The 13,660-nt window shown below is 70.0% G+C and carries 13 protein-coding genes; 6 read left to right on the forward strand and 7 right to left on the reverse strand.

Annotated elements, in window-relative coordinates:
• The first annotated feature begins 32 nt into the window (after window positions 1-32).
• Window positions 33-1,223 (forward strand): CaiB/BaiF CoA-transferase family protein, encoded by a 1,191-nt coding sequence (locus Q9R47_RS00455; protein ID WP_311231296.1) that lies wholly within the window; start codon window positions 33-35, stop codon window positions 1,221-1,223.
• Window positions 1,224-1,301: 78 nt separating this feature from the next.
• On the forward strand, window positions 1,302-2,315 hold the full coding sequence (locus Q9R47_RS00460) for a tripartite tricarboxylate transporter substrate binding protein (protein ID WP_311231297.1): 1,014 nt from the start codon (window positions 1,302-1,304) through the stop codon (window positions 2,313-2,315).
• A gap of 78 nt (window positions 2,316-2,393) precedes the next feature.
• On the opposite strand, the gene Q9R47_RS00465 is transcribed toward Q9R47_RS00460, so the two are convergent.
• A complete protein-coding gene (locus Q9R47_RS00465; RefSeq protein ID WP_311231298.1) occupies window positions 2,394-2,831 on the reverse strand; it encodes a universal stress protein in 438 nt (145 codons plus the stop codon).
• A 77-nt stretch (window positions 2,832-2,908) separates the two neighbouring features.
• Window positions 2,909-3,685 (reverse strand): 2OG-Fe dioxygenase family protein, encoded by a 777-nt coding sequence (locus tag Q9R47_RS00470; RefSeq protein WP_311231299.1) that lies wholly within the window; start codon window positions 3,683-3,685, stop codon window positions 2,909-2,911.
• Between the two features lie 93 nt (window positions 3,686-3,778).
• On the opposite strand from Q9R47_RS00470, the gene Q9R47_RS00475 reads away from it, so the two are divergent.
• The gene (locus tag Q9R47_RS00475; RefSeq protein ID WP_311231300.1) at window positions 3,779-4,186 is read left to right on the forward strand and encodes a PilZ domain-containing protein; all 408 of its coding nucleotides are present in this window, start codon (window positions 3,779-3,781) and stop codon (window positions 4,184-4,186) included.
• Between the two features lie 44 nt (window positions 4,187-4,230).
• Here Q9R47_RS00475 and Q9R47_RS00480 read toward each other — a convergent pair whose 3' ends face one another.
• Window positions 4,231-5,958: a long-chain fatty acid--CoA ligase gene (locus tag Q9R47_RS00480; protein ID WP_311231301.1), complete on the reverse strand. Its 1,728-nt coding sequence runs from the start codon at window positions 5,956-5,958 to the stop codon at window positions 4,231-4,233.
• 378 nt (window positions 5,959-6,336) lie between these two features.
• On the opposite strand from Q9R47_RS00480, the gene Q9R47_RS00485 reads away from it, so the two are divergent.
• Window positions 6,337-7,344, forward strand: a complete 1,008-nt coding sequence (locus Q9R47_RS00485) for a D-2-hydroxyacid dehydrogenase family protein (RefSeq protein ID WP_311231302.1) — start codon at window positions 6,337-6,339, stop codon at window positions 7,342-7,344.
• A 109-nt stretch (window positions 7,345-7,453) separates the two neighbouring features.
• On the opposite strand, the gene Q9R47_RS00490 is transcribed toward Q9R47_RS00485, so the two are convergent.
• The 4 genes from Q9R47_RS00490 to Q9R47_RS00505 all read right to left on the reverse strand — a co-directional run bounded on the left by Q9R47_RS00490 (window position 7,454) and on the right by Q9R47_RS00505 (window position 11,393).
• The gene (locus tag Q9R47_RS00490) at window positions 7,454-8,584 is read right to left on the reverse strand and encodes a branched-chain amino acid ABC transporter substrate-binding protein (RefSeq protein WP_311231303.1); all 1,131 of its coding nucleotides are present in this window, start codon (window positions 8,582-8,584) and stop codon (window positions 7,454-7,456) included.
• A 171-nt stretch (window positions 8,585-8,755) separates the two neighbouring features.
• Window positions 8,756-9,298, reverse strand: a complete 543-nt coding sequence (locus Q9R47_RS00495; RefSeq protein WP_311231304.1) for a hypothetical protein — start codon at window positions 9,296-9,298, stop codon at window positions 8,756-8,758.
• Between the two features lie 3 nt (window positions 9,299-9,301).
• Entirely contained in the window at window positions 9,302-9,736 is a 435-nt protein-coding gene (locus Q9R47_RS00500; protein WP_311231305.1) for a DNA polymerase III subunit chi, read from the reverse strand.
• 40 nt (window positions 9,737-9,776) lie between these two features.
• Complete coding sequence (locus tag Q9R47_RS00505) at window positions 9,777-11,393, reverse strand: leucyl aminopeptidase (protein ID WP_311231306.1); 1,617 nt, start codon at window positions 11,391-11,393, stop codon at window positions 9,777-9,779.
• A 23-nt stretch (window positions 11,394-11,416) separates the two neighbouring features.
• Here Q9R47_RS00505 and lptF point away from each other — a divergent pair, with 23 nt between their 5' ends.
• Together lptF and lptG are read left to right on the forward strand one after the other, a co-directional pair.
• Entirely contained in the window at window positions 11,417-12,517 is a 1,101-nt protein-coding gene (gene lptF / locus Q9R47_RS00510) for an LPS export ABC transporter permease LptF (RefSeq protein ID WP_311231307.1), read from the forward strand.
• A complete protein-coding gene (gene lptG, locus Q9R47_RS00515) occupies window positions 12,514-13,611 on the forward strand; it encodes an LPS export ABC transporter permease LptG (RefSeq protein WP_311231308.1) in 1,098 nt (365 codons plus the stop codon). The genes lptF and lptG overlap by 4 nt, the downstream gene beginning before the upstream one ends.
• The last annotated feature ends 49 nt before the right edge of the window (window positions 13,612-13,660 follow it).

Genomic DNA, 13,660 nt, shown 5'->3' on the forward strand with positions numbered 1-13,660 from the left:
CTTCGTCCGTTGCTTCCCTCCCTCCGCCCACGATGCACCCCGGCACCCCCGCCCCCCTCCCGCTCTCCGGCCTGCGCGTCCTCGATCTGTCGCGCGTGCTGGCCGGCCCGATGTGCGCCATGGCCCTGGCCGACCTGGGTGCCGACGTGGTCAAGGTGGAGCATCCCGAGCACGGCGACGACACGCGCGACTGGGGCGTGCGCATCGGCGCGCGCAATACGTCGTACTTCAACAGCGCGAACCGCAACAAGCGCTCCATCGCGCTCGATCTGCAGGACGAGGCAGGCCTCGCGGTCGCACGGCGCCTGGCCGCGCGGGCCGACGTGGTGATCGAGAACTTCAAGCCGGGCGGGGCCGACCGGCTGGGGCTCGGCTACGCCGAGCTGAGCGCGTCGAACCCGCGCCTGGTCTATTGCTCGATCTCGGGCTATTCGCGTGCCACGGCCGAAGCGCAGCGCCCCGGCTACGACCTGGTGGTACAGGGCGAGGCCGGGATCATGGCCATGAACGGCGAAGAGGGACAGGGCCCGCTCAAGTTCGGCGTGGCTGCGGTGGACATGTTCACCGGCATGTACGCGGGCCAGGCGATCCTCGCGGCGCTGTACGAACGCCATGCGACCGGGCGGGGCCGCCACGTTCAGATGGCCCTCTACGACTGCGGGCTGATGATCACTTCCTACTACGGCATGGAGGCGCTGCTGCGGGACGGCGACCCCCCGAAATTCGGCAACGCGCATCCGGCGATCGTGCCCTACGGCGTGTTCGACGCGAGCGACGGGCCGGTCGTCATGACCGTGGGCAACAACGGCCAGTTCGAACGCTTCTGCCGCGACGTGGTGGGCCGGCCGGAATGGGTGGCCGACGAACGCTTCGCCACCAACACCGCCCGCTCCGCGCACCGCGCCGTGCTGCTGCCCATGGTCCGCGAGGCGCTGCTGGGATTCAGCCGGCGCGAACTGCTCGCCCGCCTGGAGCAGGCCCACATCCCCTGCGGCGAAGTGCTCGGCATGCATGCCGCGCTGAACTCTCCGCGCACGGAAGCCGCGGGCCTGCTGCACCGCTACGAGGACACCGAGGCGGGCGCGCAGGCGGTGCTGTCGCCCCCCTACGTGATGGACGGCGAACGCCTGCGCGTGCGCCGCACGCCGCCCCGCCTGGGCGAGCACACCGACGAGATCCTGCGCGAACTGCAGGCCCTGGAAGACGCGGCGGCGGCCGGCTGAGGCCGGACGCTGCCCCGCCGGCGCGGCCCCCGCGGCCGCACCGGCGCAGACGACGATTCATTCAACAAGGAGACAAGCATGCACGCCCATCCGACCACCCCCCTCACCCGCCGACGGCTGCTCCAGGCCGGCGCGGCCGCAGCCTTGGCGGGCACCGGCCTGCCCGTCCTGGCAGCGGAAGAGGCCTGGCCTGCCAAGATCGTCAAGATGGTGGTGGCCTTCCCCGCCGGCGGGCCGACCGACACGGCCGCGCGCATCGTGTCGCAGAAGCTCGCCGACCGGCTTGGTACCGCGATCGTGGTGGACAACCGCCCCGGCGCCTCGGGTTCGGTGGGCACGGGGTCGTTCATCAAGTCGCCCCCGGACGGCAACACCCTGTCGATGTTCGGCATGCCCGCGCTGCTGGCGCCGCTCATGTACAACAACAACGCCTACGACGTGGAGAAGGATTTCCAGTGCGTGTCCACGGTGTACGACCTGCCCATGGCCATCGTCGTGAACCCGTCGGTGATGCAGGGCGTGGATTCCGTCCAGGCGATGATCGCGCAGGCGAAGGCGGCCAAGCCGGCGTTGAACTACACCAGCTCCGGCACGGGCAGCTTCGGTCACCTGGCGATGGAGCAACTGAAGGATCTGGGCGGCTTCGACATGCAGCACGTGCCCTACCGCGGCAGCGCGCCCGCCGTCACCGACCTGCTCGGCGGGCAGCTGGGCATCATGTTCGCCGACGTGGTCGCGGCCCTGCCGCACATCCGCGCCGGCAAGCTGCGGGCGATCGCGCTCAGCTCGCCGCGCGGCCGGCTGCTGCTGCCGGGCGTCAAGACGATCTCCGAGCAGGGCTTCCCGAATTTCGACTTCGACTCCTGGGGCGGGATCATCGCGCCGCTCGGCACGCCGCCCGCCGTGAGTGCGCGCCTGAACCGCGAACTCAAGGACATCCTCTCGAACGACAAGGACGTGCAGGAAAAACTGCTGCAGGCCGGGGCCATCGCCGCCTACCAGCCCGCGGACGCCATGCGCAAGCGCCTCTCGACCGACCGGGCCCGCTGGACGAAGGTCGCGAAGGACAAGAACATCAGCGCGGCGACCTGAGGGTCTGCGCCCGGGCCGGCCCCTGGCCATGAAAAAACGGCTCCCGCGGGAGCCGTTCTTGATGGGACGCCTGCGGGATCAGTCCCGCACCACCAGCACCGGCGTGTGCACCGCGCCCAGCACGCGCTGCGTGACGCTGCCCAGCACCAGCTTCTCCAGCCCGCGGCGGCCGTGCGACCCCATCACGATCAGGTCGGCACCCGTGCTCTCCAGCGCCTGCAGGATGCCGTCGTGCACGGCATGGCCTTCACCGATCACCGTGTTCACGGTCACGCCGGCTTCTTCCATCGCCTTGCGGGTGGCGTCGAGCGCGGTGTTGGCCTCGGCGGTGGCGGCGTTCATGTACTGCGACTGCCCGTAGGCGAAATCCGCGCCCACGCCGGTGAAGGGGTACGGGTCCACCACGTACACGGCGGTCACCTGGGCGCCGAAGGCCTTGGCGAGGCCGGCGGCCTTGGCCACGGCCGTCATGGAAGTGGGCGATCCGTCCACCGGAATCAGGATGTGCTTGAACATGGACTTCTCCTTCGTTGATGGTTGTGGAAATGACTGCACCAGTGTGCCGCAATTGGCCGCAGCAGGGTTGATTCGCATCAAGCCGGTGGGGTTGCAGCCTCGTCCTGCTGGAAGCCGCCGCGCCGGCAGGTGACCACGAGCGTGTCGCGGAAGCCGGCACCCTCGCCCAGGGGCTGGATCGGCGTGGTCTCGTGGATCATGCGCGCGTCGTCCAGCAGCATCAGCGACCAGGGCTCGCTGAGCGTGAAGCGGTGGCCGCTCGGGCCGGCCGCCTCGAAGATGCGGGTCTCGCCGCCCTTCACGCCCTGGCGGCCCACGAGGAACACGGCCACGAGGTCGACGCCGTCGCGGTGCGCGCCCTCCGGTGTCGGCCGGCCGATGCCGTCGGTGGTGTCGATGCGGAACTGGTGCGCCTCCAGGAACCACGGCTCGGGCCGCTCCGCCAGCGCCTCCTGCGACAGGCGGGCCAGCGCGGCGAGCAGCGCGCGCCAGGCCGGTTGCGCGGTGGTGGCGTCCAGCATGGGCGCGAACCAGCGCTGCATGCCGCCGTGCAGGGCGTTGTAGTCGATCGGCTGCCAGTGCGCGCGGTGCGGTACCTGCCTCACGCCCTCCGCCCCCGGCCCCTCGGCCACGAAGCAGGAATGCCGGCGCCGGCGGTAGCGGCCGCCATCCTTCAGGAACTCGTCGGGCGGCAGGGCCGGCCAGTCGGCATGCAGCGCCTGCAGTTGCGCGAGCGGCACGCCGATCCACGCGGCGGTGTCTTCGGGCCGCAGCACGGCGTAACCGGTACTGCGCAGGTGCGGGGCGACCTGCCCGGGCGGCAGGTACGGCGGGGGAAAGGTGATGTGCGCCATGGTGCGGGAAGCTTAACGCCCTGCGCGCGTGCCGGCTGCAGTAGCATGCATGCCGCCGCGGCTGCCGCCCGGCCGAGCCCCCAGGAGATTCCCATGGCCCATGAACGCCGCAACTATGTCCGCGTCGCCTTCGAGGCGCCCGCCCGCCTTGCCGTGAGCGGCCACGGCACCTTCGAGGTGCAGGTGCTCGACGTCTCGCTGCGCGGCGCGCTGGTGGAGCTTCCCGCGGGCCAGTCCCTGCCGCAGGGCGTGGCCTGCGCGCTCTCCATTCCGCTGATGGAAGGCCAGGAGCAGATCGCGATGTCCGGAGAGCTGGCGCACATGGAAGGCAGCTGCGCGGGCCTGCAGGGCGACACGATCGACCTCGACAGCGTCACCCACCTGCGCCGGCTGATCGAACTGCAGCTGGGGGATGCGGCCCTGCTGGAACGCGACCTGCAGGCGCTGGTGTCGGGCCACCGGGGCCGCGGCGTGCCCGCCCAGCCGGCCATGGGGCACTGAGCGAGCGCCTGCGGGGGGCGGCGCCCCCGGCGTGCGCCGGGGAGTCAGTGCGCCGGCGCCTCCGCGGCGGCCGGGGCCGCGGCCTCCGCCTCCTGCAGCTGCCGCCACATCACCTTGCCGCTGCCGCTCTTGGGCAGCGCGTCGGCGAACTGCACCACGCGCGGCACCTTGTAGACGGCCATGTTGTCGCGGCACCAGGCGACGATGTCGGCCTCGGACACCTGCCCCCGGTGCGAGGGCCGCAGCACCACCACGGCCTTGACCGTCTCGCCGCGGTAGCTGTCGCGCGCGGAGATCACGCAGGCTTCCTGGATGGCGGGGTGGCGGAACATCAGCGCCTCGACCTCGGCGGGCCACACCTTGAAGCCGCTCGCGTTGATCATGCGCTTCAGACGGTCGGTGATGAAGAAATAGCCCTCCTCATCCACGCGGCCCAGGTCGCCGGAACGGAAGAAGCGCTTGCCATCGAGTTCGATGAAGGCCGCCTCGGTCGGCACGGGCAGCTTCCAGTAGCCGCTGAACACGCCGGGCCCGTGGATGACGATCTCGCCCTGCTCGCCCGTGGGTACTTCCTGCAGCGTGTCCGGATCGATCACCCGGGCATCCGTGCTGATGAAGGGAATGCCCAGGCACTGCTGCTTGGGCCGGTCCGGCGGATTGGTGTGCGACGGCGCGGCGGTCTCGGTCAGGCCGTAGCCCTCGGAGTAGCGCAGGCCGAACTGATCCAGCAGCCGCTGCGCGACGGCCTGCGGCATCGCCGCCCCGCCGCCGCCGATGTAGACCAGGCTGGAGAGGTCGTACCCCCCGAAATGCGGGCTCGCCATCAGGTCGATCACCATGGTGGGGATGTTCGTCCAATTGGTGACGCGGTAGCGCGAGATGAGCCGGCCCGCCAGGTCGCGGTCCCAGCGCGGCATCATCACCAGCGTCGCACCGGCGTAGATGGACGAATGCATCAGGCTGACCATGCCGGTGATGTGGAACATCGGCACCACGGCCAGGGTCACGCTCTCGGACGTGGCCGTGCCCCAGAGCGCGCTGGCGACCGCGTTGTGCATGATGCTGCGGTGCGGATGCATGCAGCCCTTGGGCAGCCCGGTGGTGCCGCTGGTGTAGGGCAGCACGGCGAGATCGTCCGGGCCGGCCTCGGGCGCGGGGATCGCGTCCCGGCAGGCCAGGGCCTCGCGCCAGGCATGCACCGCGCCGCCGTCGAGCGCCGGCAGCGGCCGGGCGGTACGGAGCCAGTCGCGCCAGGCCTCCGGCATGGCCTGCGCCTCTTCCGATGCCGGATCGAAGGCATCCGCGAACTGCGACACCACCAGGTGCTGCAGCCGCCGGTCGGCAGGGAGCGCATTGCTCGCGGCGGCCAGCTCGGGCGCGAGGTCGGCCGTGGTGATGGCCACGCGCGCATCCGGATCGGTGATGTAGTGCTTGAGCTCTTCCGCGCGGTTCATCGGATTGACGGGCACCACGACGGCGTCGGCACGCAGGATGGCGAAGTGCGCGATGACCAGCTGCGGGCAGTTCTGCATGCACAGCAGCACCCGGTCGCCCCGGCGCACGCCCGACGCGCGCAGGTGCGCGGCCAGGCGCTCCGCCGCGTCCGCCAGCGCCCGGTAGCCCAGCCGCGCGCCGAAGAACACCAGCGCAGGCTTGTCCGGATAGCGCTGGGCATTGATGGCCAGGTTGCTCCACAGGGAGGTGGCGGGCGGGGTGAGGGAGTGCGGCAGGCGCTTGGGCCAGTGGGCGTAGTGGACTTGTGGAGCAGGCATGGGACGGGAGATTTCCTGAGTTTCCATGGATCGAAACGAAGCCCCCATCGTGGGCCGCATGCGCCGCACCCGTATTGGGGATGGCCCCTAGGCTCCGTCACCCAGGCGACGCGCGGCCGGCGCTTTGGCCAAGGCGCCCCGGGGACGTTGCGGGACCCGGCGTTTTTGTAACCGCTTGTCCCACAGGCCCCGTTCCGGGCCAGCGGGGCAGCCAGGGCCTTTCCCCATGAACGACAATGCGGGCTGCGTCTGCGCGCCACCGTGCCCCGCCCTCCGCCGGGCCGGCGGCGCCGCAGCTTTTTTCCCGCACCTTCATCGCTATTTCATGCCGGCCCGCGCGGTGCTGCGCGCGGTCACGGCCTGCGGCCCATGGACTCCATGAACATTGTCATCCTCGACGACTACCAGGACGCCGTCCGCAAACTCCATTGCGCCGCGCGCCTCGACGCCTACACCGCCAAGGTCTACACCAACACCGTCAAGGGCCTCGGCCAGCTCTCCGTGCGCCTCAAGGACGCCGACATCATCGTGCTCATCCGCGAGCGCACGCAGATCACGCGGCAGCTCGTGGAGAAGCTGCCCCGCCTCAAGCTGATCGCCCAGACCGGCAAGGTGGGCGCGCACGTCGACGTGGCCGCCTGCACCGAGCGCGGCATCGCCGTCGCCGAAGGCGTGGGCTCCCCGGTGGCGCCGGCCGAGCTCACCTGGGCGCTGATCATGGCGGCCATGCGCCGCCTGCCCCAGTACATCTCCAACCTGAAGCACGGCGCCTGGCAGCAATCGGGCCTGCGCTCGGCCTCGATGCCGCCGAACTTCGGCGTCGGCACCGTGCTGCGCGGCAAGACCCTCGGCATCTGGGGCTACGGCCGCATAGGGCAGATCGTCGCGGGCTACGGCCGCGCGTTCGGCATGAACGTGCGCGTCTGGGGCCGCGAGGCGTCGCGCGCGCAGGCGCTCAGCGACGGCCTGCAGGTGGCGACCACGCGCGAGGAATTCTTCTCGCAGTGCGACGTGGTCTCGCTGCACCTGCGGCTCAACGACGACACCCGCGGCATCGTGCGCCTGGAGGACCTCTCCTCCATGAAACCCAACGCCCTGCTCGTGAACACCTCGCGCGCCGAGCTGATCGAGCCCGACGCCCTGATCGCCGCCCTGAACCGCGGTCGTCCCGGCATGGCCGCCGTGGACGTGTTCGAGAGCGAGCCGATCCTGCAGGGCCATGCGCTGCTGCGGCTCGAGAACTGCATCTGCACGCCGCACATCGGCTACGTAGAGCAGGACAGCTACGAGCTGTATTTCGGCGCGGCCTTCGACAACGTGGTGAACTACATCCGCGGCACGCCGACGAACATCGTGAACCCGGGGGCCCTGCAGGTGCGGCGCTGAGGGTGCGGGGCCGCAGCCCGACGCAGGATTAGCGTCTCCGGCCTGCGTTCTCCGGCACAACGAAAAAAGGCCTCCGCACGCGGAGGCCTTTTCACTGGAACGAAGCCGCTCAGTTCAGAGGCGTCTTCTTGCCGTCCTTGTAGTTGTACAGGGTGATGGCGGGGTTCTTCAGTTCGCCGTTGGGCTCGAAGGCGATCTGGGCGGTCACGCCCTTGTAGTTCGACTTCTGCAGCTCGGGGATGTAGACCTTCGGATCCCACGAGTTGGCACGCTTCATGGCGTCAACCAGCAGCATGGTGGCGTCGTAGGTGTAGGGGCTGTAGACCTGGAACTGGTTGGGGTACTTGGCGTCGTACTTGGCCTTCCAGGCGGTGCCGCCGGGCATCTTGGCCAGCGAGGCGCCGCCTTCCGCGCAGATCACGTTGGCGAGCGTCTTGGCACCGGCGGCCAGCTTGGCCACTTCGGCCGTGCAGATGCCGTCGCCACCGAAGTACTTCACGTTCGACAGGCCGAGCTGTTCCATCTGGCGCAGCATCGGGCCGGCCTGGGGATCCATGCCGCCGAAGAAGATGGCGTCGGGGTTCTTGGACTTGATCGACGTCAGGATGGCCATGAAGTCGGTGGCCTTGTCGGTCGTGAACTGCTCGTCCACCACCTTGATGCCCTTGGTCGCGGCCGTCTTCTTGAAGACGTCGGCCACGCCCTGGCCGTAGGCCGTGCGGTCGTCGATGATGGCGACCGACTTGAGCTTCAGCGTGTCGGCGGCGTAGGCGGCGAGGCCGGCACCCAGGGCGTTGTCGTTCGCGATAATGCGGAACGTCGTCTTGTAGCCGGGCTTGGTCAGGTTGGGGTTGGTGGCGGCGCCGGTGACGTGCGGGATGCCGCAGTCGTTGTACACCTTCGATGCGGGAATGGTCGTGCCGGAATTCAGGTGGCCCACCACGCCGGCGACCTTGGCGTCGCACAGCTTCTGGGCGGCGGCCGTGCCCTGCTTGGGATCGGCGGCGTCGTCTTCGGCCTGCAGTTCGAACTTGATCTTCTTGCCGCCGATGGTGATCCCCTGGGCATTCAACTCTTCGACGGCCATGCGGGCGCCATTTTCGTTGTCCTTGCCGTAGTGAGCCTGCGGGCCGGAAACCGGACCCACGTGGCCGATCTTCACCACCTGCTCTTGTGCGGAGGCGACACCGGCAAACGCCGCGATAGCGGCAACCACGGTCAGTTTCAACTTCAATTGCATATGAATCTCCAATAAGGGTGATCGCTGAGAACCTTCTTTTCCCCCAGCGCCGGAAACATATCGCAATTTATGGGCCAGGGCACGGGTAGTTGCGAGCAAATGTGATCGAAAACCACAGGGGAATACCCTGTAGCCATCGGTCATGTGCCACGGGCCGCGCCACCGGGGCGTTCAGCGCGGCGGGGCGCCGGGTGCCGCGAGTTCGTCCGCCACGGCTTCGTACACCGCATGGCGCACCACGGATTCGACCTCCTCGCGCAGGCGAGGCACCATGGAGCGGGTCTGCTCCTGCACCACGGTGGCGATGGCCTCGCGCAGGCGCTGGTCGAGCACCACGTCCACGCGCTGGATGATGCGGTGGATCACCATCTCCTCGATGCCGGAGAAGTCCGCGGCGGTGAGCGGCGGAACGGAGGGACCCGATGGGGCCGCGGCGAGCACGGGCGCGGGCACGGCGGCTGGCACGGGCACGGCGGCGATCGGGTCGCCGTCCGCCGCCGTCTCGGTGGCAGCCGAAGCCGGAGCCGAAGGTGGAGCCGGGAATGGCGTTCCCGTTGCGGACGCCGGCCGGGCGTCGCCGGCAGGCGGTGGCTCCGCCCCGGGCGTCGCCGCGTCGTCCCGGGCAGCACCCGGCACCGCATCGCCCAGGACCTGCACCACATCGGTGAGGGTGGGCACGAATTTGGGAGGCCCCTTGGGCGGCGTCGTAGGCATCGCTCAGCCCCCCTTCAGCACCAGGTCGTGGCGCACGATGGCATAGCCGCGCTGGGCGTAGTGCCGCCAGCGCTCGCGCGCTCCGGCGCGGTCGGCCTCGTCGGTGGAGCTCACCACTTCCACCAGCCGGCCGAAGCGCTCGAAGCCCGCGGGGACCGCGGGGCCCAGGTTCAGCAGCACCTGCGCATGGGCAGCGGCACGGGGATCGGTCGCCAGCAGCACGGGCGAGGCCTCGCGCAGATCGGCCTCGTCCTCCTGCCGGCAATGCGCGACGAAGTCCTGCGGGCCCAATGCCCAGAGGGCGCGGTCCACCGCATCGAGCATGGCGGAAGGCCCCGTGATCACCAGCAGCGCATCGCTGCGCACCGCCTTGCGCGCGAAGCGGCACGCATAGGCGAGCTTGTCCGGCGCATTGAAATGGAAGGCGATCTCGGTCATGCGGGCTCGCGCGCCTTCAAGCGGAATGCGGCCGTGGCGATCACGCGGCGCGCGCAGACCGGGCAGCGCGCGCAGGCGCCGCGGCACGCCGGGTACGGCCGGCGGCGGGTGCCGGTACCACTGCCGGTGCCGGTACCACTGCCGGTGCCGGTGCCGGTGCGGGAGCCGGTGCCGCGGCTGCAGCCGCCGTGCGGGAGCGTGCGCGGGCCGCGGGAGCCTGCACGGAATCGAGCAGGAACTGCACGAGCAGGCCGACGGGGCGGCCCGTCGCACCCTTGCCGCCGCCGCTCTTCCAGGCGGTGCCGGCGATGTCCAGGTGGGCCCAGGGCTGCGTGCCCACGAACTTCTGCAGGAACTTGGCGGCCGTGACGGCGCCCGCGGCGCGGCCGGCCACGTTGCCCATGTCGGCGAAATTGCTCTTCAGGCCTTCGGCGTATTCATCGTCGAGCGGCATGCGCCAGCACGGGTCCATCGCGGATTCGCCCGCCTGCTGCAGGCGCGTGGCCAGGGCCTCGTCGTTGGCGAACAGGCCGCTGCGCACCCCGCCGAGCGCGATCACGCAGGCGCCCGTGAGCGTCGCGATGTCCACCATCGCGGAGGGCTTGAAACGCGCGGCGTAGGCGATCGCATCGCACAGCACCAGCCGGCCTTCCGCGTCGGTGTTGAGCACCTCGATCGTCTGGCCGCTGAGGCTGGTGACGACGTCGCCCGGCTTCACCGCGCGGCCGTCGGGCATGTTCTCGCAGGCGGGGATCAGGCCGACCACGTTGATCGCGGGCCGCAGTTCGGCCAGCGCGCGGAACACGCCCAGCACGCTGGCGGCGCCGCCCATGTCGAACTTCATCTCGTCCATCTCGGCGGCGGGCTTGATGGAGATGCCGCCGGTGTCGAACGTGATGCCCTTGCCGATCAGGGCGACGGGCGCCTCGGTGCGGCCGGCGCCCTGGTAGCGCAGCTCGATGAAGCGCAGCGGCTCTTCGGAACCCTTGGCCACCGCGATGAAGGCGCCCATGCCGAGCTTCTGCACCTCGGCGGGCCCCATCACCTTGACCTGGATCGGGCCGTGTTTGGCCAGCGCCTTGGCCGCGCCGGCCAGCAGCGTGGGCGTGGCATGGTTGCCGGGCCGGTTGGCCCATTCGCGGGCGTATTCGACGCCCAGGGCGAGCGCGGTGCCGCGGGCGAATCCGGCCTTGGCGGCGGAGGCGTCGGCGACGCCGACCACCACGCGGGACAGCGCGCGCGGCTCGGCCTGCGACTTGGTGGCCGTGTAGACGTAGCTGGCGTCGGCGATGGCCTGCACGGCGGCACACGCGGCCGCGTCGGCATCGGCCAGGGCCGCGAGGCACACGGCCGCGCGCTTCACCTGCGGCGCCTTCCACTGCGCCGCGGCGCCCGTGAGCGCCTGGCGCACCGCGCGCGGGCTGCCATCGCCCGCGCCCAGCAGCAGCACGCGGCGGGCCGCGACGGCCGGGGCCTGGTAGAGCGCGAGGCTCTTGCCGGGCTTGGTTTCGAAGTCGCCCTGGCGGGTGGCATGGGCCACCAGCGCGGACAGCGCGTCGCCGGAGGGCTTGAAGCCCTCGGGCACCAGCACGGCGAGCAGATCGCATTTCTCGGCAGCGGCGGCGGCCAGGGACAGGGTCTTCAGATCGAAGTTCATAATCGGCGTTTTCCTTCGAGCCAATGTTATTCGATTCATCCATTCGCAAGGAACTGGCCCGCAGCTTCGGAGCGACGCTGGTGGTGCTGGTCACCGTGGTCATGACCATGATGCTGATCCGCACGCTCGGCCAGGCGTCGCGCGGCAGCGTGAACCCGTCGGACGTGATGCTCGTGATGGGCTTCACCGTGCTCGGCCAGTTGCCCACCATCCTCACCCTGAGCCTGTTCGTGGCCGTGGTCGGCACGCTCTCGCGCATGTACCGCGACAGCGAGATGGTCATCTGGTTCGCCAGCGGCCGGGGCATGCTCCATCTGCTCAGGCCCCTGCTGCGCTTCGCGTGGCCGGTGATGCTGGCGATCGCCACGCTGGCCCTGCTGATCTGGCCCTGGGCCAACCAGCAGATCCAGGAGCTCAAGGTGCAGTACCAGCAGCGCGGCGACATCGACCGGATCGCGCCGGGCGAATTCCAGGAATCCGCCAACGGCAACCGCGTGTTCTTCATCGACCGCGAGACGCCTGACAACCAGCAGGCGACCAATGTGTTCATCGCCTCCACCGAGCGCGGCCGCGAGACCGTCACCTCCGCGCGCAGCGCGCGGCTGGAGACGCAGGGGGGCCAGCGCATGGCGCTGCTGAGCGACGGGCAGCGGCTGGAGACTTCCGCCGACAAGCCGGGGCTCAAGGTGAGCGAGTTCACCGAGTACGGCACACGCATCGGCTCGGCCTCGGCCAACCCCTCCGACGACGTGGCCGTGAAGACGCGCACCACGCCGGAGCTGTTCGCCTCCAGCGATCCCACCTTCCGCGCGGAACTCGGCTGGCGCTTCGGGCTGGCGCTCGCGGCGCTGAACTTCGTCGTCCTCGGCCTGGCGGTGGCGAGCGCCAACCCGCGGGCGGCGCGCAGCACGAGCCTCGTCTTCGCGCTGTCCGCCTTCGTCGTCTACTACAACCTCATGACGTTCGGCCAGAGCTGGGTGGGCTCGGGCCGGATGGGCCTGGGCGCGTTCATGCTGCTGCTGCACGGCGGCACGCTGGCGCTGGGCCTGCTGCTGCTGGTGGCGCGGCACAACCGCTGGTCGCCGCGCATGCTGTGGCAGCGGCCGGCCGGAGGCAGCGCATGAAGACGATCCGCCGCCTCATCTACCGCGAGGCCCTCTCGGCCGTGGCCTTCGTCACGCTGGGCTTCCTCGCGCTGTTCGTGTTCTTCGACATGGTGGACGAGCTGCGCTACGTCGGCCGCGCCCTGGGCTACGAGGTGTCGCACGCGCTGCTCTACGTCGCGCTGGGCATTCCGAGCCACCTGTACGAGCTGCTGCCGATCACGGTGCTGATCGGCACCATCTTCGTGATGGCGCGCTTCGCGCAGAGTTCGGAATTCACCATCATGCGCACCAGCGGCCTGGGGCCGTGGCGCGCGCTGCGCACGCTGCTGGTGCTGGGCCTGGGGTTCGTGGTGCTCACCTTCGCCGTGGGGGACTACCTCGCGCCCGCGACCGACCGGCTCGCGCAGCTCGTGAAGGCGCGCTACCTGGGGCAGATCACCACCGGCGCCACCGGCGCCTGGCTCAAGGAGCGGCAGGGCGACCAATCGGTGGCCGTGAACGTGCGCTCGCTGCGGCACGACGGCGGCATGGGCAACGTGCGGATCTTCGAATTCGACGGCGACGGCCGGGTGGCCTCCACCATCCAGGCGGAATCGGGCGAGTTCGGCGCCGAGGGCTGGAAGCTGCATGGCGTGAAGCGCAGCGTCTTCCACCGCAAGGGCGCGGCCGAGGCACGCGTCGAGCGGCTGCAGGAGGCTCAGTTCCTCTGGCCCACCCACATCAGCAGCGACATGGTGGCGGCCTCGCTGCTCAAGCCCGACCGCATGGCGACGATCGACCTCTTCCAGTACATCCGCCACCTGGAGTCCAACGGCCAGACCGCGCAGAAGTACGAGATCGAGTTCTGGCGCAAGGTGTTCTATCCATTGAGCTGCCTGGTGATGGTGGTGCTGTCGCTGCCGTTCGCCTACCTGCATTTCCGCTCCGGCGGCATCGCGGGCTACGTGTTCGGCGGCGTGATGGCGGGCATCAGCTTCTTCCTGCTCAACAACGTGTTCGGCTATGCGGGCAACCTGCAGAACTGGTCGCCCTGGCTCACCGCGGCGGCGCCGGGGATCATCTATTCATTGCTGTCGCTCGGGGCGTTCGGCTGGCTGGTCCTGAGGCGATGACGACTACCACTAAGACTACGACGATGGCAACGGCAACGGCAACGGAAAC

Source organism: Acidovorax sp. PRC11, assembly GCF_031844105.1.
Lineage (GTDB): Bacteria > Pseudomonadota > Gammaproteobacteria > Burkholderiales > Burkholderiaceae_C > Paracidovorax.

Excerpts from the sequence above, each read along its gene's own strand:
- lptG (WP_311231308.1), top strand. The coding sequence starts at position 12,514 with ATGAAGACGATCCGCCGCCTCATCTACCGCGAGGCCCTCTCGGCCGTG.
- Q9R47_RS00470 (WP_311231299.1), bottom strand. The coding sequence starts at position 3,685 with ATGGCGCACATCACCTTTCCCCCGCCGTACCTGCCGCCCGGGCAGGTC.
- lptF (WP_311231307.1), top strand. The coding sequence starts at position 11,417 with ATGTTATTCGATTCATCCATTCGCAAGGAACTGGCCCGCAGCTTCGGA.
- Q9R47_RS00460 (WP_311231297.1), top strand. The coding sequence starts at position 1,302 with ATGCACGCCCATCCGACCACCCCCCTCACCCGCCGACGGCTGCTCCAG.
- Q9R47_RS00500 (WP_311231305.1), bottom strand. The coding sequence starts at position 9,736 with ATGACCGAGATCGCCTTCCATTTCAATGCGCCGGACAAGCTCGCCTAT.
- Q9R47_RS00505 (WP_311231306.1), bottom strand. The coding sequence starts at position 11,393 with ATGAACTTCGATCTGAAGACCCTGTCCCTGGCCGCCGCCGCTGCCGAG.
- Q9R47_RS00455 (WP_311231296.1), top strand. The coding sequence starts at position 33 with ATGCACCCCGGCACCCCCGCCCCCCTCCCGCTCTCCGGCCTGCGCGTC.
- Q9R47_RS00490 (WP_311231303.1), bottom strand. The coding sequence starts at position 8,584 with ATGCAATTGAAGTTGAAACTGACCGTGGTTGCCGCTATCGCGGCGTTT.
- Q9R47_RS00480 (WP_311231301.1), bottom strand. The coding sequence starts at position 5,958 with ATGCCTGCTCCACAAGTCCACTACGCCCACTGGCCCAAGCGCCTGCCG.
- Q9R47_RS00475 (WP_311231300.1), top strand. The coding sequence starts at position 3,779 with ATGGCCCATGAACGCCGCAACTATGTCCGCGTCGCCTTCGAGGCGCCC.
- Q9R47_RS00485 (WP_311231302.1), top strand. The coding sequence starts at position 6,337 with ATGAACATTGTCATCCTCGACGACTACCAGGACGCCGTCCGCAAACTC.
- Q9R47_RS00465 (WP_311231298.1), bottom strand. The coding sequence starts at position 2,831 with ATGTTCAAGCACATCCTGATTCCGGTGGACGGATCGCCCACTTCCATG.
- Q9R47_RS00495 (WP_311231304.1), bottom strand. The coding sequence starts at position 9,298 with ATGCCTACGACGCCGCCCAAGGGGCCTCCCAAATTCGTGCCCACCCTC.